The 22,641-nt window shown below is 72.9% G+C and carries 20 protein-coding genes; 12 read left to right on the top strand and 8 right to left on the bottom strand.

Translation table 11 applies throughout. The features are described 5' to 3' along the window. Positions 1–95: 95 nt before the first annotated feature. From ITJ55_RS07760 to ITJ55_RS07750, 3 genes are all read left to right on the top strand, one after another. Entirely contained in the window at positions 96–521 is a 426-nt protein-coding gene (locus tag ITJ55_RS07760; protein WP_194594910.1) for a DUF1810 domain-containing protein, read from the top strand. Between the two features lie 116 nt (positions 522–637). After that, the gene (gene pip / locus ITJ55_RS07755; RefSeq protein ID WP_194594909.1) at positions 638–1,675 is read left to right on the top strand and encodes a prolyl aminopeptidase; all 1,038 of its coding nucleotides are present in this window, start codon (positions 638–640) and stop codon (positions 1,673–1,675) included. Next, entirely contained in the window at positions 1,672–2,529 is an 858-nt protein-coding gene (locus tag ITJ55_RS07750; protein ID WP_194594908.1) for an NAD-dependent epimerase/dehydratase family protein, read from the top strand. Before pip ends, ITJ55_RS07750 begins: the two co-directional genes overlap by 4 nt. 190 nt (positions 2,530–2,719) lie before the next feature. Here the strand turns inward: ITJ55_RS07750 and ITJ55_RS07745 are convergent, their stop codons facing one another. After that, positions 2,720–3,613, bottom strand: a complete 894-nt coding sequence (locus ITJ55_RS07745) for an SDR family oxidoreductase (protein WP_305038562.1) — start codon at positions 3,611–3,613, stop codon at positions 2,720–2,722. Positions 3,614–3,737: 124 nt separating this feature from the next. Between ITJ55_RS07745 and ITJ55_RS07740 the strand changes: the two genes are divergently transcribed. After that, the gene (locus ITJ55_RS07740; protein ID WP_056259865.1) at positions 3,738–4,310 is read left to right on the top strand and encodes a phosphatase PAP2 family protein; all 573 of its coding nucleotides are present in this window, start codon (positions 3,738–3,740) and stop codon (positions 4,308–4,310) included. A 37-nt stretch (positions 4,311–4,347) separates the two neighbouring features. Here the strand turns inward: ITJ55_RS07740 and ITJ55_RS07735 are convergent, their stop codons facing one another. From ITJ55_RS07735 to ITJ55_RS07725, 3 genes are read right to left on the bottom strand one after another with little or no spacing between them, the layout of a single operon-like run. Continuing rightward, complete coding sequence (locus ITJ55_RS07735; RefSeq protein WP_194594907.1) at positions 4,348–5,346, bottom strand: aldo/keto reductase; 999 nt, start codon at positions 5,344–5,346, stop codon at positions 4,348–4,350. 10 nt (positions 5,347–5,356) lie between these two features. After that, positions 5,357–5,647: a hypothetical protein gene (locus ITJ55_RS07730; protein ID WP_194594906.1), complete on the bottom strand. Its 291-nt coding sequence runs from the start codon at positions 5,645–5,647 to the stop codon at positions 5,357–5,359. 50 nt (positions 5,648–5,697) lie between these two features. Then, on the bottom strand, positions 5,698–6,342 hold the full coding sequence (locus ITJ55_RS07725; RefSeq protein WP_194594905.1) for an FMN-dependent NADH-azoreductase: 645 nt from the start codon (positions 6,340–6,342) through the stop codon (positions 5,698–5,700). Positions 6,343–6,482: 140 nt separating this feature from the next. On the opposite strand from ITJ55_RS07725, the gene ITJ55_RS07720 reads away from it, so the two are divergent. The 5 genes from ITJ55_RS07720 (at position 6,483) to ITJ55_RS07700 (ending at position 15,405) form a co-directional block, all read left to right on the top strand. After that, positions 6,483–7,682 carry a Fic family protein gene (locus ITJ55_RS07720; RefSeq protein ID WP_370544074.1) on the top strand — a complete coding sequence of 400 codons (1,200 nt, stop codon included), beginning with the start codon at positions 6,483–6,485 and terminating at the stop codon, positions 7,680–7,682. A gap of 42 nt (positions 7,683–7,724) precedes the next feature. Then, positions 7,725–12,713 carry a DEAD/DEAH box helicase gene (locus ITJ55_RS07715; RefSeq protein WP_194594903.1) on the top strand — a complete coding sequence of 1,663 codons (4,989 nt, stop codon included), beginning with the start codon at positions 7,725–7,727 and terminating at the stop codon, positions 12,711–12,713. A gap of 3 nt (positions 12,714–12,716) precedes the next feature. Then, positions 12,717–13,493, top strand: coding sequence for an Fpg/Nei family DNA glycosylase (locus ITJ55_RS07710; protein ID WP_194594902.1), 777 nt, complete (start codon positions 12,717–12,719; stop codon positions 13,491–13,493). A gap of 194 nt (positions 13,494–13,687) precedes the next feature. Further along, a complete protein-coding gene (locus ITJ55_RS07705; protein ID WP_194594901.1) occupies positions 13,688–14,380 on the top strand; it encodes a peroxiredoxin-like family protein in 693 nt (230 codons plus the stop codon). A gap of 332 nt (positions 14,381–14,712) precedes the next feature. Next, a complete protein-coding gene (locus ITJ55_RS07700) occupies positions 14,713–15,405 on the top strand; it encodes a peroxiredoxin-like family protein (protein ID WP_194594900.1) in 693 nt (230 codons plus the stop codon). A gap of 221 nt (positions 15,406–15,626) precedes the next feature. On the opposite strand, the gene ITJ55_RS07695 is transcribed toward ITJ55_RS07700, so the two are convergent. Continuing rightward, on the bottom strand, positions 15,627–17,174 hold the full coding sequence (locus ITJ55_RS07695; protein ID WP_194594899.1) for an APC family permease: 1,548 nt from the start codon (positions 17,172–17,174) through the stop codon (positions 15,627–15,629). A gap of 165 nt (positions 17,175–17,339) precedes the next feature. On the opposite strand from ITJ55_RS07695, the gene ITJ55_RS07690 reads away from it, so the two are divergent. After that, entirely contained in the window at positions 17,340–19,160 is a 1,821-nt protein-coding gene (locus tag ITJ55_RS07690; protein ID WP_194594898.1) for a PQQ-binding-like beta-propeller repeat protein, read from the top strand. Positions 19,161–19,259: 99 nt separating this feature from the next. On the opposite strand, the gene ITJ55_RS07685 is transcribed toward ITJ55_RS07690, so the two are convergent. Beyond that, a complete protein-coding gene (locus ITJ55_RS07685) occupies positions 19,260–20,060 on the bottom strand; it encodes an SDR family NAD(P)-dependent oxidoreductase (protein WP_194594897.1) in 801 nt (266 codons plus the stop codon). A gap of 140 nt (positions 20,061–20,200) precedes the next feature. On the opposite strand from ITJ55_RS07685, the gene ITJ55_RS07680 reads away from it, so the two are divergent. Beyond that, a complete protein-coding gene (locus ITJ55_RS07680) occupies positions 20,201–20,695 on the top strand; it encodes a MarR family transcriptional regulator (RefSeq protein ID WP_194594896.1) in 495 nt (164 codons plus the stop codon). Between the two features lie 25 nt (positions 20,696–20,720). Here the strand turns inward: ITJ55_RS07680 and ITJ55_RS07675 are convergent, their stop codons facing one another. Beyond that, positions 20,721–21,248, bottom strand: a complete 528-nt coding sequence (locus tag ITJ55_RS07675) for an N-acetyltransferase (RefSeq protein ID WP_194594895.1) — start codon at positions 21,246–21,248, stop codon at positions 20,721–20,723. A gap of 106 nt (positions 21,249–21,354) precedes the next feature. Between ITJ55_RS07675 and ITJ55_RS07670 the strand changes: the two genes are divergently transcribed. After that, positions 21,355–22,248 (top strand): Abi family protein, encoded by an 894-nt coding sequence (locus ITJ55_RS07670; protein WP_194594894.1) that lies wholly within the window; start codon positions 21,355–21,357, stop codon positions 22,246–22,248. 21 nt (positions 22,249–22,269) lie between these two features. Here the strand turns inward: ITJ55_RS07670 and ITJ55_RS07665 are convergent, their stop codons facing one another. After that, positions 22,270–22,536: a hypothetical protein gene (locus ITJ55_RS07665; protein WP_194594893.1), complete on the bottom strand. Its 267-nt coding sequence runs from the start codon at positions 22,534–22,536 to the stop codon at positions 22,270–22,272. Positions 22,537–22,641: the final 105 nt, after the last annotated feature.

Genomic DNA, 22,641 nt, shown 5'->3' with positions numbered 1-22,641 from the left:
CGCGCCTGCCACCCGGTCGGGCAGCCCGCCAGCCTAGCGCCGGGGGCCGTCGTCACGCGAGCACCTGCGGTGGGGGCGCGGCGTAGAACGGGCTCATGGACGATCCCTTCGACCTGCAGCGCTTCGTCGACGCCCAGGACGCCGCCGCCACGCACGAGAGAGCACTCGGCGAGCTGCGCCGGGGACGCAAGTCGTCGCACTGGATGTGGTTCGTCCTGCCCCAGATCGCCGGTCTCGGCCACAGCGGCATGGACCGCACCTACTCGATCCGGTCGCTCGACGAGGCGAGGGCCTACCTCACGCACCCCGTGCTCGGCGCCCGGCTGCGCGAGGCGGCCGGCGTCGTCGCCGAGGCACCCGCCTCGAGCGCGGACGACCTGATGGGCGGCGTCGACGCCGTCAAGCTGCGCTCGTCGATGACGCTGTTCGGGCGGGCCGACCCGTCCGAGCCGGTGTTCCGCGCCGTGCTCGACCGCTGGTTCGACGGCGACGAGGACGACCTGACGCTCGCCCGCCTCTGAGCCCCGCGACCGTCCGGCACGGGTCACCTCGTCCCCAGCCGAGGAGGCGCGGGTCACCACCCACAGGCCCGTCACCTCGCCGTCCGGCGTCGGTACCCCCGGCTACGCTCGTCGACATGCCTCCGCTCTACCCCGAGATCGAACCGTACGACTCCGGCCTGCTCGACGTCGGCGACGGCCAGCACGTCTGGTGGGAAGAATGCGGCGCTCCCGACGGCAAGCCCGTGGTGTTCTTGCACGGCGGGCCCGGCAGCGGCTCGTCACCCGCCCACCGTCGGCTGTTCGACCCGGCGCGGTACCGGATCGTGCTGCTCGACCAGCGCGGGGCGGGCCGCAGCACGCCGCACGCGGGCACGTACGGCACCGACCTCTCGACGAACACGACGCAGCACCTCGTCGCCGACCTCGAGGTGCTGCGCGAGCACCTCGGCATCGAGCGGTGGCAGGTCTTCGGCGGCTCGTGGGGCTCGGCGCTGGCCCTCGCCTACGCCGAGAGCCACCCCGACCGGGTCACCGAGCTCGTGTTGCGAGGCGTCTTCACGCTGCGCCAGAGCGAGCTCGACTGGTTCTACGAGGGTGCCGCCTCGAACGTGCTGCCCGACCGGTGGCAGGGGTACCTCGCCCCCGTGCCGGTGCGAGAACGTCGGCCGGGCGGACTGATCGAGGCCTACTCGCGCCTGCTGGCCGACCCCGATCCGGCCGTGCACGGGCCCGCCGCCGTGGCCTGGTCGACGTGGGAGGCCTCGGCGATCACGCTGCTGCCCCGACCCGACCTCGTCGAGCGCTACTCCGACCCGGCGTTCGCCCTCGCCTTCGCCCGCATCGAGAACCACTACTTCGTCAACCGCGGCTTCGTCGACGAGGGGCAGCTGATCCGTGACGCGCACCTCGTGGCGCACATCCCCACGGTGATCGTGCAGGGCCGCTACGACCTGTGCACCCCGGCGACCACGGCCTTCGACCTGCATGCCGCCCTGCCCGACGCCGAGTTCGTCCTGGTCGACGACGCGGGGCACGCGTTCGACGAGCCGGGCATCCTCGACGCGCTGATCGCGGCGACCGACCGGTTCGTCGGCTCCGCCGACGAGGCGGGCAGTGGTGCGTCGGCTGCGACTCCTGCGTCCGCTTCCGCATCCGGCGAGGCCTCGCGATGACGGTCGTGCTGGCCGGCTGCGGCGACCTCGGCACCGAGGCCGCGCTCCGGTTCAGGGCGCTCGGGCACCGCGTGATCGGGCTCCGGCGGTCCGCCGACGTGGTGCCCGACGCGATCGAGGGCGTGTCGGTCGACCTGAGCACGACCCGCCCGACGCTCCCGGCCGACACCGAGGTCGTCGTCGTCGCCCTCTCGGCAGGGTCGCGCGACGTCGACACCTACCGGGCGTCGTACGTCGACGGTCTGCGGAACGTCCTCGACGCCCTCGACCAAGCGGGGGCCGCCGACGCCCGGGTGCTCTTCGTCTCGTCCACCGCCGTGTACGACGTCGACGACGGCGCCCTCGTCGACGAATCGACCCCGGCGACCGGAGCCTCACCCACGGCCGAGGTGATCCTCGAGGCCGAGGCGTTGCTGCACGAGCGCCGACCCGACGGCATCGTGTTCCGGCTCGGCGGCATCTACGGCCCCGGCCGTGAGCGACTGATCGAGCAGGTGCGAGGGGGCGAGGCCCGGTTGGCCGAGCCGGCCGGCAGCTCGCCGCACACCAACCGCATCCACCGCGACGACGCGGCCGCCGCGATCGTCCACCTCACGACGACCCCGGGCGTGACCGACGACCTGTACGTCGGGGTCGACGACGAGCCGTCGAGGCTCGACGACGTGCTGACGTTCGTGGCCGGCGAACTGGGGGTGCCCGGGCCGCCGAGCGCGCCTCCTCGGGGTCGCCAGGCCGGGGGCGACAAGAGGCTGTCGAACGCCCGCCTGCGCGGCACCGGGTTCGCCTTCACGTACCCGACCTACCGTGAGGGGTACCGTGCCGTGATCGCCGGCGAGGGCGTTCGGCACCCCTGATCCGGGCCCGCGTGGGGCCGGCTCGGTGCGGCCCGGCTCGGCTCGGTGCGGCCCGGCTCGGCCCGGCCCGGCGCGACCCGGCCCGACCCGGCGCGGCACGCCCCGAATCAGAACACCGTCGAGTGGACGAAGCACCGCGGTGTTCAGCGGTGCCTCGTCCACTCGACGGTGTCCTCGTAGGCTGAGTGACCTAGTGGATCGGCGTGCCACCCGTGACGGCGATGGTCTCGCCGCTGATGTAGCTCGACTCCTGGCTGGCCAAGAAGACGAACGACGGGGCGAGCTCGACGGCCTGGCCGGGTCGACCGTAGGCGGCCTCCGAACCGAAGCTCTCGATCTTCTCGTTCGGCACGAAGGCCGGCTGCAGCGGCGTCCAGACCGGGCCGGGTGCGACGCCGTTGACGCGGATGCCGCGCTCGGCGAGCTGCTGGGCCATGGCACGGGTCCAGTTGGCGATGCCGGCCTTCGACACGGCGTACTCGGCGAGGTCGGGCGACGGCTGGAAGCCCTGGATCGACGACGTGGTGATGATCGACGCGCCCGGCTTCAGGTGGGGCGACGCCGCCTTGGTCAGCCAGAAGAGCGGGTAGATGTTGGCCTTCAGCACGTGGTCGAGGGTCTCGGTCTCGAAGTCGTCGATGCTGCTGACGGTCGGCATGACGCCGGCGATGATCGCGAGGATGTCGAGCCCGCCGAGTTCGGCGACCGTCTTCTCGACGACGTCGACGTTGGTCTGCTCGACCTGCAGGTCGCCCGGCAGCAGGACGGCCGTGCGACCGGCCTCGCGGACGAGGGCGGCGACCTCCTCGGCCTGCGACTGCTCGTCGGCGAGGTAGCTCAGCGCGACGTCGGCGCCCTCACGGGCGAAGGCGATGGCGGTGGCGCGACCGATGCCGCTGTCGGCACCGGTGACCAGGGCCTTGCGGCCGGCCAGGCGGCCGCTGCCGACGTAGCTGGTCTCGCCGTGGTCGGGCTCGGGCTTCATGGCGTGGACGTCGCCGGGGGCGCTCTGCTGCTGGTGCTCGAACGGCGGCTGCGGGTACTGGGTGACGGGGTTCTGGGGCGTGTACATGTTGTCGGCCATGTCCCCGGTGTACGCGGCGGCCGTCGCGGACCGGCCAGCTTGTACCCCTCGGCTCGGCCGCCGCCTCGCGCGTCCACCCCCAGGAGGCGCGGGCACGGTCCCCGAGGAAAGATACGGTGGACCGGTGCCCCTGCTTCCCCTCCCCTCCGAGACGCCCCGCCAGGTCCTGCCCGCCTGGGTGCTGCGTGCCGACCGTCGGGCCGCGAAGCGCATCAACGCGGTCCGCGGCGTGCCCGTCGTCGACCGGAACCTCAGCCGCCTCAGCCACTTCGCCGACCACGGGTTGCTGTGGGCCGCCGTGGCCACGGGCCTGGCCCTCGTCGGCCAGCGTCGGGCCGCCGTCCGCGGCGCGCTGTCGCTCGGCTTCGCCAGCGCCATGGCGAACATCGTGGGCAAGCGCATCTTCGGCGGCAACCGCCCGCTGATCGACGACGTCCCGATCGAGCGACGGCTGCGCAGCCAGCCGCTCTCGGCGTCGTTCCCCTCCGGCCACGCGGCGTGTGCCGCCGGCTTCGTCACCGGCGTCGCGATCGAGTCGCCCGGTGCCGCGGCAGCCCTCGTGCCGTTGGCCGGCGCGGTCTCGTGGTCGCGCCTCCACGTGGGGGCCCACTGGACGTCCGACGTCGTCGGCGGGCTGATCATCGGCTCGGGCGTGGCGTTGATCGGCCGCCTCGTGGCGACCCCGGGCCCGCGCTGACCCGACCCGTCACGCGGTGCCCGGCGTCGTGCCGGGGCTACCAGCGACCGTGCACGGCCTCTCGGAAGTACTGGTCGTAGATGCGGACGACCTCGCTGTCGAGCCCGTCGTCGAGCTCGCCCACGCTGCCCGCCGCCGCGTTCGCCGTGGCCTGGGCCACGTTGCGTGCGCCGGGGATCACCGTGCTGACGCCCGGCTGCTCGACGATCCAGGCGAGGGCCGCCTGCGGCACGGTGACGCCGTCGGGGACGGCTGCGGCGAACTCCTGCGCCGCGGCGACGCCCTGCTCGAAGTCGACGCCGCTGAAGGTCTCGCCCTGGTCGAACGCCTCGCCGTGACGGTTGTAGCTGCGGTGGTCGTTCTCGGCGAACGTCGTCTCGGTCGTGTACTTGCCCGACAGCAGGCCGCTGGCCAGGGGCACGCGGGCGATGATGCCGACCCCGGCGCGCTGCGCGGCGGGCAGCACCTCGTCGAGCGGCTTGAGCCGGAAGGCGTTGAGGATGATCTGCACGGTCGCGAGGTTCGGCCGCGCGATGGCGGTCAGGGCCTGGGCGGTCTCCTCGACGCTGACGCCGTAGGCGCGGATCGCCCCGGCCTCGACCAGCTCGTCGAGCGCGTCGTAGACGGCGTCGCTCTCGAACACGGCGGTCGGCGGGCAGTGCAGCTGCACCAGGTCGAGCGTGTCGACGCCGAGGTTGCGACGCGAACGGTCGGTCCAGGCGACGAAGTTCTCCTTGACGTAGTTCGACGGCACCTGCTCGAGACGACGACCCATCTTGGTCGCGACGGTCAGCGGCACGTCGGGGTTCGACGCACGGAAGCGCCCGATGATCTGCTCGCTCCGGCCGTCGCCGTAGACGTCGGCGGTGTCGAAGAAGGTCACCCCCGACTCGACGGAGGCGCCCAGCACGTCGAGCGCGTCGCTCTCGGAGACGTCGCCCCAGTCGGCTCCGAGCTGCCAGGTGCCGAGGCCGACGACCGAGACGGGTCGGTCGGCGAGGAAGGATGAACGGGTTCCGAGGGTGCGGCTCTGCATGCCGCCGAGCCTAGCGACGCCGGTCGTCGCCCCGCCCAGGCGGCGCGTCGGGACGAGGCTGCCCGTCGGGACGAGGCCGCCCGTCGGGACGTCGCTGCCCGTCGGGACGGCGCTGCCCGTCGGTCCGACTCCGGGACGCGTTGACGCTGCGGACGAGCGCGTACGACACGACGACCGAGACGAACGCGGCGAACAGGAAGGCGGCGCCGAACCCGGCTTGCCCCTGCAGCAGCCGCACGAGCCCGATGATGGCGAGGGCCGCGGACAGCATGCCGAAGACCCGAGCGACGACGGACTTCACGCGACGCGCGGCACCGGCCCGGCGACCGCCCCGGGGACGCGACGACACGGTCAGCCGAGGCGACGGGCCGAGGCGACCGCCGCCTCCTTCGCCTCGCCGAGCTCGCGGACGGCACGCTCGCGCGCCTCGTCGGGCATGGGCAGGCGATCGCTCAGCGTGAGGTTCGTGGTGATGGTCTCGACGCGCATGCCGAGGGTCGCGCCGAGGACGATCTCGAGCACCGGGACGGCGTGGTCCCAGCCCGCCGTGGGCGTGCCGGGGTCGTAGGAGCCGCCACGGCTGGTCACGACGACCGCGGTGCGTCCGAGCATCGGCTGCTGGTCGTCGCCGTCGAAGGGTGCGGTGACGCCGGGAAGGTGGATGTTGTCGACCCAGGCCTTCAGCGTCGACGGCAGCGAGTAGTTGTACAGCGGGGCGCCGATCAGCACGACGTCGGCGGCCACGAGCTCGGCGACGAGCGCCTGTTGCAGGGCCTCGTGCGCGGGGTCGGGGGCGTCGCCCGCCCGCCGCAACCGCGGGGGCCAGTGCAACGCGCTGTCGCTCAGGTGCGGCAGGGGGTCGACGTGCAGGTCGCGACGGGTGACGGCGTGGTCGTCGCCGAGGGCGCGCCAGGCGTCGGCGAACGCCGCGGTGATCGCGCGCGAACGGCTCGTCGTGAGGTCGGCGGACGAGTCGAGGTGCAACAGGTTCGGCATGCGCCCACCGTAGCCGGGGCCGCCGACGCCGTCGGCCGGTTGCGCCGTCGCGGAGAGCGCCGTAACCTCGCGGTGGCGTTTTGTGAGATCGATGCACAGCTCATAAAATGCTCCGGTCCCGTTCTGACTTGCGAGGTGACGTGTCGACACCCTGGCCACCGATCGGTCACGAGAAGGTCGACTGGGTCCCGTCCGGGCGACCGACGGCGGGCCTCCGTGCCGAGCCGCTCCGGGCGGTCGTCTTCGAGGCAGCGGTGCCTCCTCTCATCCGCGACTCGAGTCCCGCCCCGTCACCCGAGGTCGCCGCCCTGGCCGAGGACGCGTCACTCGAACTGACGCGGTTCGACGCCACCCTCGGTGGCGAAGTGGCCGCTTTCGCGCCACTCCTGCTGCGAAGCGAGGCCGTGGCCTCGTCCCGCATCGAGAACCTGACCGCGACCGCGCGCTCCGTGTTCACAGCCGAGCTCGGGGACGAGCGCAAGCGCAACGCCACCCTGATCGCCGCGAACACGCGGGCCATGGCGGCAGCGATCGACCTGGCCGACGACCTGACCCGCGCCTCCGTGCTCACGATGCACGCCACGCTGATGGCCTCGGACGCACGCCACACGCCAGGGGCCCTCCGCGACGAACAGGTCTGGATCGGTCGCAGCAGTTCCAGCCCGGTCGGCGCCGAGTTCGTCGCGCCGGTCAGCGGCCGGGTCCCGGCCCTGCTGGACGACTGTCTGGCGTTCGCGCGGCGCGACGATCTGCCGGTCCTCGTCCAGACGGCCGTGACCCACGCCCAGTTCGAGACGATCCACCCCTTCACGGACGGCAACGGCAGGACGGGGCGATCGTTGACCCAGGCGATGCTGCGCTCCAAGGGGGTCACGCGATCCGTGACCGTGCCGGTCTCGGCCGGCCTCTTGACCGACGTCGACGCCTACCACCGGGCCCTGACCGCCTACCGAGCAGGCGAGCTGGACCCGATCGTGCGGTTGACGGCCGAGGCGTCCCTGCGGGCGGTCGCGAACGCCCGCAGGCTCGTGGACGACCTCCACGACGTGAGGGCATCGTGGACGACCCGGGTGACTGCACGGAGCGATTCGTCGGTCTGGCGCCTGCTCGACCTGCTCGTCCACCAGCCCGTCGTCGACGCCGCGACGGCCGCCAGCCGTCTGTCGCTCGCCCCGAGCAACGTCTACCCGCTGCTCCGTCGGCTGGTCGAGTCGGGCGTCCTCAAGCAGAAGGCCGAGTACAAGTTGGGCACGATCTGGCGAGCCGACGAGGTCCTCTCGGCGCTCGACGCCTTCGCGGCACGCTCCGGACGCCGGGGCGAGGCCACCGCGCTCAGCTGAACCCCCGGCGGAATGTCGGTGGTGCAGAGCAGGATGGCACCGATGACCGACGTGCTCGACCGCTTCTCCCCCGCGACCCGCGAGTGGTTCCGGGGGGCCTTCGCCGCGCCGACGCGGGCACAAGAGGGCGCCTGGACGGCCATCAGCCAGGGCGACCACGCCCTCGTCATCGCGCCCACCGGCTCGGGCAAGACGCTCGCGTCGTTCCTGTGGTCGATCGACTCGCTGGCCTCGTCGCCCCCACCCGACGAGAAGCTGCACCGCACCCGCGTGCTCTACATCTCGCCCCTCAAGGCGCTCGGCGTCGACGTCGAGCGCAACCTCCGCTCGCCGCTCGTGGGCATCACCCAGACCGCCCGGCGGCTGGGCACCGAGGCTCCCGACATCACGGTCGGCGTCCGGTCGGGCGACACCAGCTCGAGCGACCGGGGTCGCCTCGCCCGCACCCCCACCGACATCCTCATCACGACGCCCGAGTCGCTCTACCTGATGCTCACGTCCCAGGCACGCGAGACCCTCAAGGGCGTGCAGACCGTCATCATCGACGAGGTGCACGCCGTCGCGTCCACCAAGCGCGGTGCCCACCTGGCCCTCTCGCTCGAACGACTCGACGCCCTGCTCGAGAAGCCCGCCCAGCGCATCGGCCTCAGCGCCACCGTGCGACCGCCCGAAGAGGTCGCGCGGTTCCTCGCCGGGCCGGCACCGGTCACGATCGTCAACCCGCGCGCCGACAAGAAGTTCGACCTGCGGGTCGTGGTGCCCGTCGACGACATGACCGAGCTCGGCACCGCCGCTCCGCTCGAGGGCTCGGCGGCCGGCGCGGCACCGCAGGGCTCGATCTGGCCGCACGTCGAAGAGGGCATCGTCGACCTGATCGCCGCGCACCGGTCGACCATCGTCTTCTCGAACTCGCGCCGCCTGGCCGAACGCCTCACCGCCCGGCTCAACGACATCTGGATCGAACGTCAGGGCGGCGACCTCGAGGCCGCCGAGCGCGCGACCGAGAACGCGCGGTCCGGTGCCTCCGCGACCCGCGCCTCCTCGACGGACGGCGACGACGACGACCAGGAGGCGCGGGGCGAGCTGGTCGCGGCCGGTCGCGTCGGCGACGGCGCGGCCGGTGACACCGTCGACCCGTTCGCCCCGGCCCCCGCGTCGCAGCGCAACCCGTCCGTCGGCGGCGGCGCCCCCGCCCAGCTGATGGGCGGCTCGGGCCAGACCGCGGGCAGCGACCCCCTGCTCGCCCGGGCCCACCACGGGTCGGTGTCGAAAGACCAGCGGGCCCTCATCGAGGACGACCTCAAGAGCGGCCGCCTGCGCTGCGTCGTCGCGACGAGCTCGCTCGAGCTCGGCATCGACATGGGCGCCGTCGACCTGGTGATCCAGGTCGAGTCGCCGCCCTCGGTCGCCAGCGGCCTGCAGCGCGTCGGGCGGGCCGGGCACCAGGTCGGCGAGACCTCGCGCGGCGTGCTGTTCCCGAAGCACCGCGCCGACCTGATCCACTCCGCCGTGGCGGCCGAGCGGATGGTCGCCGGGCTCATCGAAGAGTTGCGCGTGCCGACCAACCCCCTCGACGTGCTGGCCCAGCAGACCGTCGCGGCCGTGGCCCTCGACGAGCTCGACGCCGACGACTGGTTCGACACCGTGCGGCGCAGTGCGCCCTTCGCGACGCTGCCCCGGTCGGCCTTCGACGCCACCCTCGACCTGCTCAGCGGCAAGTACCCGTCCGACGAGTTCGCCGAGCTGCGACCCCGCATCGTATGGGACCGCGTCCACGGCACGCTGACCGGTCGACCCGGCGCCCAGCGCCTCGCCGTCACGAGCGGCGGCACCATCCCCGACCGGGGCCTGTTCGGGGTCTTCATGGTCGGCGAGAAGGCCGCCCGCGTCGGCGAGCTCGACGAAGAGATGGTCTACGAGTCGCGGGTCGGCGACGTCTTCGCCCTCGGGGCGACCAGCTGGCGGATCGAAGACATCACCCACGACCGCGTGCTCGTGTCGCCCGCGTACGGCCAGCCCGGCCGCGTCCCCTTCTGGAAGGGCGACGGCATCGGGCGGCCCGCCGAGCTCGGCAAGGCGATCGGCGGCTACGTCCGCGAGTTGTCGAACTCGAACGAGGTCGACGCCACGACCCGTGTCGCGGCCGGTGGCCTCGACGAGCGCGCCGCCCGCAACCTGATCGCGTTCCTCGCCGAGCAGAAGGCCGCCACCTCGTACGTGCCGACCGACACCACCCTCGTCGTCGAACGCTTCCGAGACGAGCTCGGCGACTGGCGGCTCATCCTGCACTCGCCGTACGGCATGCAGGTCCACGCCCCCTGGGCCCTGGCCGTCTCGGCCCGCATCCGCGACCAGCTCGGGGTCGACGGCGGAGCGATGGCGGCCGACGACGGCATCGTCGTGCGCATCCCCGACACCGACGCCGAGCCTCCCGGGGCCGAACTGTTCTCGTTCGAGCTCGACGACCTCGACGAGATCGTCACCGAAGAGGTCGGCGGCTCGGCGCTCTTCTCGTCGCGCTTCCGCGAGTGCGCCGCCCGGGCCCTGCTGCTGCCGCGCTACAACCCGGGCAAGCGGTCCCCGCTCTGGCAGCAGCGCCAACGGTCGTCGCAACTGCTCGACGTCGCCCGCAAGTACCCGCAGTTCCCGATCGTGCTCGAGGCCGTGCGCGAGGTGCTGCAAGACGTCTACGACCTGCCGGCCCTCATGAGCCTCACCCGCGACCTCGCCAGCCGCACCGTGCGCATCGTCGAGACCGAGACCGAGGTGCCGTCGCCCTTCGCCCGCTCGCTGCTGTTCGGCTACGTCGCCGCCTTCATGTACGAGGGCGACTCGCCGCTGGCCGAACGCCGGGCCGCCGCCCTCTCCCTCGACTCGAGCCTGCTGCAAGAGCTGCTCGGCCGGGCCGAGCTGCGCGAGCTGCTCGACGCCGACGTCATCGACCAGCACGAACTCGAACTGCAGCGCCTCGCGCCCGACCGTCGGGCCCGCGACATCGAGGGCGTCGTCGACCTGCTGCGTCTGCTCGGCCCGCTGACGACCGACGAGATCATCGACCGCAGCTGGCTGGCCGCCACCCTGGTCACGGGCGACGTCGCCGCACGCGACGACGCCCACCGGTCACTCGAGACCGCCCTGACCGACCTCGCCTGGTCCAACCGGGTGCTGCGCTTCACCCACGCCGGCACCGTGCGCTGGGCCGGCATCGAAGACGCCTCGCGCCTGCGCGACGCCCTCGGGGTCGCCCTGCCCATCGGCGTGCCCACCGCGTTCGTCGAGCCCGTCGACGACCCGCTGGGCGACCTGATCGGTCGGTTCGCCCGCACCCACGGGCCGTTCACCCCCGCGATGGTGGCCGACCGGTTGGGCCTCGGCACCGCCGTCGTCCTGGACACCCTGCGCAAGCTCGCCACCCAGCGTCGCGTCGTCGAGGGCGAGTTCCGACCCCGGCAGCAGGGCAGCGAGTGGTGCGACTCCGAGGTCTTGCGTCGGCTGCGCGGCAAGTCGCTCGCCGCGCTGCGGCACGAGGTCGAACCCGTCGCACCCGAGACCCTCGGTCGCTTCCTGCCCGCCTGGCAGCACGTCGCCACCGGGCTCAAGGGCTCGGGCCTGCGCGGGCTCGACGGCGTCGTCCAGGTCGTCGACCAGCTGAGCGGCGTCTCGCTGCCCGCCTCGGCGTGGGAGTCCCTGATCTTGCCCGCCCGCGTGACCGACTACAACCCCTCGATGCTCGACGAGCTCACCGCGACCGGAGACGTCATCTGGTCGGGCACGGGCACCCTGCCCGGTCACGACGGCTGGGTCAGCCTGCACCTCGCCGACGGCGCCCAGGTCACCCTGCCCGAACCGTCCGGCGCCGAGACCGACGACCTGCAGCGCGAGGTGCTCGCCGCCCTCGCCGGTGGTGGCGCCTACTTTTTCCGGCAGCTCTCCGACGCCGTCGGCAGCACCGACGACGACTCGTTGGTCACCGCGATCTGGCAACTCGTCTGGGCGGGCCAGATCACCAACGACACGTTCGCCCCGCTGCGCACCCAGGTCGGCGGCGGACGCACGTCGAAGCCGCGCACGCCCACCCGGTCCCGCTCGTCGTACCGCAGCCGCGGTCGCGTGGCCATGCCACGCCAGGCCGGCCCACCGACCGTCGGCGGGCGGTGGTCGCTGCTGCCCCTCGCCGAACCCGACGGCACGGTGCGCGCCGCGGCGACCGCCGAGATCCTGCTCGAACGCCACGGCGTCGTCACGCGGGGCGCGGTCGTCAACGAGGGCGTCCGCGGCGGCTTCTCGACGGCCTACAAGGTGCTGAGCGGCTTCGAAGAGACCGGGCGTGCTCGTCGCGGCTACTTCGTCGAGGGGCTCGGCGCCGCACAGTTCGCGACCGGGCCGACCGTCGACCGCCTGCGCTCGTTCGTCCGCGACGAGGGCGACCGACGCGACGACGACGCCCTGGTCGCCGCAGGCCGTCAGCGCGACGTGCCCGTGGTCACGCTCGCCGCGACCGACCCGGCCAACCCCTACGGCGCCGCCCTGCCGTGGCCCGGCCAGACGCTCGACGGCGCGTCCGCCGACGAGGCCGCGGCCGTGGCGAGCGCGGCGGCACGAGCCGCCACCTCGGCGGCGGCGACCACGGCGACCGGGGCCGGGACGCGCGACGACGCGGACTCCACGGCGGGCACGACCCGCGCCTCCTCGGGGTCCGGCCGCGCCGACACGGCCGACGCCGCAGGGGGCGGCAAGAAGAAGTCCGGGCACCGGCCGGGCCGCAAGGCCGGGTCGCTCGTCGTGCTCGTCGACGGCCGACTCGTCGTCTACGTCGAGCGCGGCGGCAAGACCGTCCTCACCTTCGGCGAACCCGACGAACGAGAGCTCGCCCTCGCGGCCGCGTCGCTCGCGGCCACCGTCCGCACGCGCCTCGGCAAGCTGGCCGTCGAACGGGTCGACGGCGAGTTCGTGCTGGGCACCCCGCTCGGCGACGCCCTGCGCGACGCCGGCTTCGCGCCCACGCCGAGCGGCATCCGGTTGAGGTCCTGACCGATGCCCGAGGGAGACACCGTCTACCGCGCCGCGAAGAACCTCGACGCGGTGCTGCACGGCCAGACGCTCACGGCCAGCGACTTCCGTGTGCCGGCGTTCGCCACGGTCGACCTGACCGGCGAGGTCGTCGACGACGTCATCGCCCGCGGCAAGCACCTGCTGCACCACATCGGCGACCTGACCTTGCACACGCACCTCAAGATGGAGGGGTCGTGGCACGTCTACCGGCACGGCACCAACTGGAAGCGCCCGGCCTACCAGGCCCGCGTCGTGCTCGAGACCGCCGAGTGGGTGGCCGTCGGCTTCGACCTGGGCATCGTCGAGCTGGTGGCCCGCGACGACGACGACAGCGTCGTCTCGTACCTCGGCCCCGACCTGCTCGGCCCCGACTGGGACGCCGCCCGGGCCCTCGCGAACCTCGAGGCCGACCCGACCCGCGAGGTCGGGCTCGCCCTGCTCGACCAGCGGGTGCTCGCCGGGGTCGGCAACGTGTACCGCAACGAGCTCTGCTTCTTGCGGGGCGTGCTGCCCACGCGGCCCGTCGGCGAGGTCGAGAACCGGCCGAAGATGATCGACCTGGCCCACCGGCTGATCCAGGCCAACAAGGAGCGCGTCGACCGCACCACCACGGGCAACCTGCGGGGCACGACCGACTGGGTCTACGGCCGGGCGGGCAAGCCCTGCCTGCGCTGCGGCACGAAGATCGTCCGTGGCGAACTCGGCGAGAGCGAGCTCGAGCTGCGCGACACGTACTGGTGCCCGCACTGCCAGAGCTGAGCAGGGCCAGGGCTGATGACCGGCGGAGCTGATCACTGCCGGAGCTGAACACCGGCGGAGCTGATCACCGGCCGCGCCCGCACCCATGTGTGACGCTCCGTGACGACGTCCCAGCTCGGCCTGGTGCGACGTGCCTACGATCGGCGGCATCCGACGGCCGTACCCGGCGAGCCCGTCACCGCGAGAGGACGACCATGTCGAACGCCAGCAACCCCACCCCCGACCGCCGCATCGCCGACCAGGTCGCCGAGTTCGACGAGGGCTTCAGCGCCCAGATCGGCCCCGACTTCTCAAAGGTGTTCGCCGACGAGCAGAGCGCCCTGCGCGAGGCCGGCGTGCCCGACGACGCGGTGGAGCCCGGCGACACCCTCGTCGAGGCGACGCTGCTCACGCCCCAGGGCGACGAGGTCTCGCTGGCCGAGACGGTCGGTGAGGGCCCGGCCGTGCTGGTGTTCTACCGGGGCGCCTGGTGCCCGTACTGCAACCTCACCCTCAAGACGTACCAGGCCGAGCTGCTGCCCCGGCTCCGCGAGCGGGGCGTCGCGCTCGTCGCCATCAGCCCCCAGACGCCCGAGGGCTCCGAGGCGTCCGTGACGAACGGCGCGCTCGAGTTCCCCGTGCTGTCCGACCCGGGCAACGTGCTGACCGACGCCCTGGGCATCCGCACCGAGCCCAGCGCCGACGCGCGGGCCGTGCACACGCAGCTCGGCTTCGACGTCGCCGACAGCAACGCCGACGCGACCGGCGACATCCCCTTCCCGACCGTGCTCGTGATCGACCGTGACGGCACGGTCGTCTTCGCCGACGTCCACACCGACTACACCACCCGCACCGAGGTCGACGAGATCGTCGCCGCCCTCGACCTGCTGGAGGCGCGGGCGGCCTGACCACGCAGGCGGGCGGCCCTGCGGCAACCACAGCGCGAGCGACCTGACCACGGCGGCGAGCGGCCCGACGGCGATGGCAGGCGGTGCGACGGCAGCACCGACGGCGAGCCGCCCGTCCGACTCGACCGCGGGGCCCGGGGCCCGGGCCCGGGGACGAATGCGAACGGCGCCCGGTGCGGGACGGACGACACCGGTCGCACCGTCTACGATCGACCCCGGCGACCGGACGTGACCCCACGTCCCCACTTGCGCCGCGCCTCCCGGGCTCGACGCCGCAGGCCGGTCGCCGAGGGCACGCACCCGACGAGCCACCGCCCCGCCGAGAGGACCACATGTCGACCCACGACGCCAGCGCCGCGAGTTCCATCGCCGACCAGGTGAGCGAGTTCACCGAGGGGTTCAACGCCCGGATCGGTGCCGACGCCACCAAGGTCTTCGACGACGAGCAGTCCGGCCTGCGCGACGCGGGCGTCCCCGCCTCGGCCGTGCGACTCGGCGACACGATCGTCGACGCCACCCTGGTCGACACGGCAGGCGACGAGGTGTCGCTGTCCGAGACGGTGGGCGAGACGGCTGCCGTTCTCGTCTTCTACCGCGGCGCCTGGTGCCCGTACTGCAACCTGACCCTCAAGACCTACCAGGCCGACCTGCTGCCCCTCCTGCGCGAGCGCGGCGTCGCCCTGGTCGCCATCAGCCCCCAGACGCCCGAGGGCAGCGAACGATCGGTCGTGAACGGCGGCCTCGAGTTCCCCGTGCTGTCCGACCCGGGCAACGTGCTCGTGCGGGCGCTGGGCATCCAGACCGAACCGGCCGCCGAGGCCCGTGCGGTGCACTCCGGCCTCGGCTTCGACGTCGCCGACAGCAACGCCGACGCCACCGCCGACGTGCCGTTCCCGACCGTGCTGGTCGTCGACCGCGACGGCAAGGTCGTCTTCGCCGACGTCCACGTCGACTACACGACGCGCACCGAGGTCGACGACGTCGTGGCCGCGGTGGACGCGCTCGACGCGCCCCGCCCCTCCTGACCCTCGCGCGCCTCCCGACCCCCGCGCGCCTTCCGACCCCGAGGAGGCGCGCTCGGCCCGGCCGCGTCGGTCACCACTGCGCCGGTCATCCTCTGCGCCGGCCAGGCCCCTGCGCCGTTCATGCCCAGGCACACCGCGAAGAACCCCGTTCACGTCGATGAACCCCGAACAGTCGGGGTTCATCGTCGCGAACGGGGTTCTCCGTCGATCGGCGGTGCGACTCAGCGCGGCCGGCCACCCGCGTCGACGGCCGGAGCGGGCGCCGCGGCGTCCTCACCGAGCCCGACCCGCGAGTGCCGACGCCCGTAGGCGAAGTACACGATCACGCCGATGACGAGCCACACCGCGAACCGCGCCCAGGTGAGCGTCGTCAGGTTGAACATCAGCCAGACGCAGAGCACGGCCGAGAGGATCGGCAGCACGGGCGACAGCGGGACGCGGAAGGCGCGCGGCAGGTCGGGGCGCGTCCGGCGCAGCACGATCACGCCGATGCTGACCAGCACGAAGGCCGACAGGGTGCCGATGTTGATCATCTCTTCGAGGACGCCGACGTCGGTGAACCCGGCGATGAGGGCGACGAGCACGCCGGCGATGACCTGCACGCGCACGGGCGTCTTGCGGACGGCCGAGGTCTTCGCGAGCCAGCGGGGCAGGAGGCCGTCACGGGCCATCGAGAAGACGATGCGGGCGAGACCGAGCAGCAGCACCATGATGACCGTGGTCAGGCCGATCAGGGCGCCGATCGCGATCACCTGGGCGGCCCAGCCCACGCCGACCAGGTCGAACGCGGTCGCCAGGGTGGGTGCCTCGACGGAGGCGAGGTCACGGTACGACACCATGCCGGTCAGCACGATCGAGACGAGGACGTAGAGCACCGTGACGATGGCGAGTCCGAGGAAGATGCCGCGCGGCATGGTCTTCTGCGGGTTCTTGACCTCTTCGGCGCTGGTGGCGACGACGTCGAAGCCGATGAAGGCGAAGAAGACGAGCGAGGCACCGGCGAGCAGGCCGAAGACACCGTACTGCGCCGGCTCGGCACCCGAGACGAACGAGAAGAGGGACTGCGTCCAGACGTCGCCCTCACCGGCCGGGCGGGGCTGCGACTCGGGCACGAACGGCGTGTAGTTCGACGCCTTGACGAAGAAGAAGCCGACGACGATGACGAACAGGACGATCGCGACCTTGACGACGGTGAAGATGCTGCCGACGCGCGAACTGAGCTGCGTGCCGAGCACGAGCAGCACGGTGAAGAACGCGACGATGACGAACGGTGCCCAGCTGAGCTCGAGCGGCCCGATCGACAGGGTGGCGGGCACGTCGAGGCCGAAGCCCTCGAACACCGTGCTGAGGTAGATGCCCCAGTACTTGGCGAGCACCGCGGCGCCGGTGAGGGTCTCGAGGATGAGGTCCCACCCGATGATCCAGGCCAGGAACTCGCCGAGGGTGGCGTAGGTGAAGGTGTACGCGCTGCCGGCGACGGGGATCGTCGAGGCGAACTCGGCGTAGCACATGATCGCCAGGCCGCAGGTGACCGCGGCCAGCAGGAACGACAACGTGACGCCCGGCCCCGCGAAGTTCGCGGCAGCGTTGGCGCCGACCGAGAAGATGCCGGCCCCGACGGCGACGGCGATGCCCATCAGGGTCAGGTCGGTGACTCCGAGCGAGCGCTTCAGCCCGTTCTCGGGCCCGGTCGAGTCGGCGAGCGACGACTCGACCGACTTGGTGCGCCACAGGGTGCCGAGACCCCGGGCCTTGGGGACGGTGCTCATGCTGCCTCCTGGGTGGTGCGGGCTGGTCGGTGCGGCGGGGTGGTGCGGCGGAGTGGTGCGGGCCTGGTGGTGCGGGCCGGTCGTGGCCCCCTGCTCGGGGGACGACGCGCCAGCATACCGGTGGACCGGCCCGGTCTCGTAGCATGGCGACCGGAGGGGGTCGGCATGAGCGAACGGTCGTGGCAGCCGGTGCGTCCCGTGCGCCCGCCGGCAGCCTGGGAGGCGCGGGCCGGCTCATCGACGACGCCCGCCTCCGCGTCCGGTCACCTCGGCGACCGCGCGGCCGCCCTCGGCGGTCATGACGACGTCGACGACCACGACGACCACGACGACCACGACGGCGGGGAGGCGACCGGAGCAGCCCGGCGCGGGCGGCGGTCACCGCGGCAGACGCCGGGCAGCCGTGCGCCGGGTGCGGTGCGTCGGTTCTGGACCCGCGCCTCCCGGGCTCGACGCCTGGGCCTGACGATCGCCGCCGTCGCCGCCGTGACCGCGGTCGTCGCCGGGGCGGGGCTCGCGGTGCAACCGCGGTACGACGAGCCGGCGCGGCCCGCGATGCTGGTCGACGACCTGCGGGGCGAGCCGACCACGACGGTCTGGCGCACCGACCTGACCGACGAGCTGACGCCGGGCACGCCCGACGGCTGCGCCTACTACCTGCGGGTCGGCGGGGTGGACGACGACGCGATCATGGCGGCGCAGTCGGCCGAGCTCTCCGACCGGTGCGGCGGGGCGGGCGGGCGACTGGCACGGGTCGACGGCGAGACCGGCGAGGTGGCCTGGAGCGCGAACGTGGCGACGGCCCTCGGCCGGGCGGTGCGCTCGGTGTCGGTCACGCCCGACGACGACGGCCGGGCGGCCACCCTGACCGTCGAGGTCGAGACCGGCTCGACCCTCGCACGGCTCGACCTCGTGACGGGTGAGGTCACCGACCGGTCCGCGGCCGTCGAGTCGACCGACGCCGACCAGGTCACGCGCATCGAGGGCGTCTCGTCGTCGAGCGTCCTGGTCTCGCACCAGCCGCGGTCGCGGTTCGGGGCCGACGGCACGGGCCCGACGACGAACGACGGCGACCGGACGGCGTTCGAACTGCACCCCCTCGACGATCTGGACGCCGTGACCTGGCGCGGAGACGAGCCGGCGCAGGCGACCGTGACCCTGTTCGACGACGAGCTCTACGTGCTGACGACGGCGGGCGAGGGGCCGCGGGTGATCGACGCCGCAACCGGTGCCGAGCACCCCGTGGCGATCGACGACGAGACCTCGGGCTGGCCCGAGCAGGCCGGCGACCACGTGCTCGTGGCGTTCGCGGCGAACGACGGCCAGCGCCTCGTCGCGTTCTCGCAGGACGACCCCGGCGCGATCGGCTGGTCGGCCGACCTGCCGGGCGACGCCTCGCTGATCGTCTCGGACCGCTGCGTCACCGTCACGGCCACCGTCGTCAGCGGCGACCCCGTCGTCGAGGGCCCGAGGGGCGGCGGCGGCGCCGGCGACGGGGACGACGCGGACGCCCCCGTAGGACGAGTCTCGGTGACCTGCCTGTCGCCCTCGACCGGCGAGACCCGGTGGACGACGACCGTCCCGGTCCGCAGCGGGCAGACCGTGCAGTCGGGCTGGAACCCCCTGCCCGACTCGGCGTTCGACCAGGTACAGGTGTCCGTCTCGCCCTCGAGCAGCTTCGGCGACGAGACGTCGACCGTCACGACCTTCGACGCCGACGACGGGCACGTGGCCTTCGAGGCGACGCTGCCGGGCTATTCGGCGCCTCTGGCCCAGGGCCGCACGACCACCTACCAGCTCGCCTTCGGCGTCGACGGCCGGTCGTCCGTCGTCGCCTTCGACGGGCACAGCCACCGCGAGCTCTGGCGGACCTCGCTCGGCGACGCGATCGACGTCGGCTTCTGGGGTCCGCACCTGGTGGTCACGGGGCAGGACGGCGTCGTCCGCCGCCTCGACGACCCGACGGCGGTGGCCGACCGCGGGTGACGGCGCGGTGCCGATCGGGCACGACACCACGAGATGGGCACAGCACCACGACTAGTCGTGGTGCTGTGCCCAGGACGTGGCGCTGTGGGCGGGCGGGGCTCACAGCAGGCCGGTCAGCACCCCGCCGTCGGCTCGCAGCGCGGCGCCGTTCGTCGCCGACGCCAGGGGGCTCGCGAGGTAGGCGACGAGCGAGGAGATCTCGTCGGGGTCGATGAAGCGCTGCAGCAGGGACGTCCCTCGCCGGGCGACCAGCGCCTCCTTCAGCTGGTCGACGGAGACACCCTGGGCGGCCGCGACGCCGGCGACCGCGGTGGCGACGCCGTCCGACCAGGTCGGGCCGCCGAGGACGGTGTTGACCGTGACGCCCGTGCCGCGCGTGAGCTTGGCCAGCCCGGCGCCGAGCGCGATCGTCGCCGACTTGGTGACGCCGTAGGGGATCATGTCGCCCGGCACGTCGACCCCCGACTCGCTGCCGACGAAGACGATGCGACCCCTGCCGCGCTCGAGCATGCCGCCGAGCAGGTGCCTCGAGAGGCGGACGCCGCTCATCAGGTTGACGTCGAGGTAGCGCGCCCAGACATCGTCACCCGCCGAGGTGAACTCGTCCAGGCCGAAGAGGCCCACGTTGTTCACCAGGACGTCGACGCCGCCTCGGTCGTCGAGCGCGACGAGCAGGCGGGCGGTGTCGGCGGCGTCGGCGAGGTCGGCGGGGACGCCCTCGACGGACGCACCCGGGTGGGCCGCCCGCAGGGCCTCGACGGTGGAGGCGACCCTGGCCTCGTCCCGGCCGTTCACGATCACCGCCGCTCCCTCGGCGGCGAGCCGGTCGGCGACGGCACGGCCGATGCCCTGGGTCGAGCCGGTGACGAGGGCGGTCGTGCCGTCGAGTCGTAGATCCATGGTTCCTCCTGGTGCTGGTGCGGTGGCTGTCGCTGTGGCTGTCGCCCGCCGGGTGCTGGCTTGCTCAGGCAAGTCAATCTAGGCGTCAGCGCTTGCCTGGGCAAGTCGCCGTCCGCCCGGCCGTGCCGTACCCTCGAGGCGTGCCGACGCCTCCCCCGCCCCGCGCCCTGACGAACGAGCAACTCGACGTCTGGGCGGCGGTCGCGACCCTGCTCGAGCGGCTGCCCGCCGCCCTCGACGCCCAACTGCTGCGCGACAGCGGGGTCACGCACTTCGAGCACGGCCTCATGACCGCACTCGACGGCGCCCCCGAGCGGACCCTGCGCCTCAGCACCCTCGCCGGCTACGCGAGCTGCACCCTGTCGCGGTTGTCCCGTGCGGTGACGCGGCTCGAGGGCAAGGGCTGGGTGCGTCGCCTCGTCGACCCGTCCGACGGCCGGTTCACCCTGGCCGTGCTGACCGACGACGGCCACGAGCAGGTCGGGCAGGCGACCCCGGGGCACCAGGCCCTCGTCGGCCGACTCGTCTTCGACAGCCTGACCGCGGCCCAGGCACGACAGCTCGGCGCCACCGCCCGACGCGTCGCCGAGGCCGTCGACCCCACGCCCGTCTGGCGTCCAGGGGCGCAGCGCTGACCGGAGGCGCTCGCACCCGGACCGGTCAGAGCACCCGCTCGAACCGCTGCGTGGGCCGCTTCAGCAGGGAGTGCTCGAAAGGCGTGCCCGCGGCCACCCACCCCTCGGACTCGTAGAGCCGGACGGCCCCGACGTTGTCGAGGAGCACGTGCAGCACGACGCGCTCGTGACCGCGAGCCGCGAGCTCTCGCGTCGCCGCCCTCAGCAGGGAGCGCCCGAGCCCCCGGGCCTGGGCGCCGGGGTTCGTCGCCAGCAGGCCGAGGACCGGTGCGTCGACGGGATCGCCGGGCAGACCGCTGCCGGGACGCGTCGCGAGCACGAAGCCGTCGATGCCGTCGGAACCGTCCGAGCCGTCGATGCCGTCCGAGCCGTCGACGACCAGCCAGACGAGGGCCGCGTCGAACTTCGGCCGGGCCCTCTCGGCGACCCCGTCGACGGCGCGCCCGTCGCGGGCCGCGCACGCCGCGACCCACACCGCCACGCACGCCTCGACGTCGGCCGCCTCACCGGGGCGCATCTCGCCGGTCCCCCTGCTCGAATCGATGTCGGACATGGTCGCAAAGCTAAGGCCTACGAGCTAGGATCGAAGCAATCGACCCCCTCCCAAGCCTCTCCACGATGCTCACATGGGAGGGGCCTTTTTCGTTCTGGAACACGTCATGAAGCCGAACCTCTCCCTCGAACAGCAGACGGACCTGCTCAGATCGCGCGGCCTGATCGTCGCCGACGAGACAGAATGCCGGTCGTTCCTCTCGACCCACAACTACTACCGCCTGTCCGGTTGGGCGAGGTACTTCCAGACCGCGCCGCACGAGGGTGACGACTCCTTCCGACCGGGTACCAGCTTCGACGACATCCGACGCGTCTACGAAGCGGACGAAACCCTTCGAGCACGCCTCGTGGCCCCGCTGGCGCGGGCCGAGCTGGTCCTCCGAACGCACGTGGCCAGGGTGATCAGCGACAGGCACGGCCCTCGTGGGCGTTACCTGGAGCAGAGTTTCTACACCGACGTCGGCGATGCCGAACCCACCGTCACGGCGTGCCTACGGGATGTCGGCCGCAGCAAGGAGCGGCACATCCTCCACTTCAAGACCGATGACGGGACTGGCGCCCCGTTCGCTGACCTACCGATCTGGTCGGCGGTCGAGGCCTTCTCGTTCGGAACGCTGTCCCGGTGCATCGAGCGAGGGGCTGGGGGCACACTCGCTGCTGAGGTGGCGAGCAGCGTCGGGGTCGCCACGGCAGGTTTCGCGTACCGCGTGAGGGCCTTGGTCTACCTGCGGAACCGCTGCGCCCACCACAGCCGACTCTGGCATCACTCCATCATCGACGCCGGCCCGACACCCAACAACGTCCGAGCCAAGGCGAAGAGGCTGGTGGGCCAGTTCGGACCACGTTCGGTTCTCGACGTCGTCGCCTCCCTGGACGACGTCCTGGTCCGCAGTGGGGCTTCTGAGGCCACGCTTCCCGACCTCGTTCTCGATCGGACCGGAGGCGAGGACTTCTGGCCCGGCATCGCGGCCCCTCGGGTGCCGATCGACCACCGGCCCTGATCGGTCACTGCCCGAAGGCCGCTACCCCCGCACGAGCAGCGGGAACACGAACACCGCGAAGAGGAAGAACGCTGCCATCACGCCGAACACGACGTAGGTGCCGCGGCCGACGACGCGCTGCCCCGAGGCCTCACGGCGCTGCAGCACACGACGGCGGTAGATCACCTGGATCACCACGAGCACGACGATCGCCAGGGCGAGGATCGAGATGACGACGGCTTCGATGGCGCGGCTCCTTCGGGCGGGGTCGGGCGTGGCGGGCGGGGCGGGCGTGTGAGGGTCGGGCATGGGCGCTCCCGGTGCGCCCGGACGGCCCGCACCAGCCTAACGGGCGACCCCGAGGGCCCGGGAGGCGCGGGTCGAGCCCCCGGGCGAGGTCACGGCCCGTGCGCG

The sequence above is a fragment of the Frigoribacterium sp. VKM Ac-1396 genome (assembly GCF_015350895.1).
Lineage (GTDB): Bacteria > Actinomycetota > Actinomycetes > Actinomycetales > Microbacteriaceae > Frigoribacterium.
This window is presented reverse-complemented; position numbering and strand designations above follow the sequence as displayed.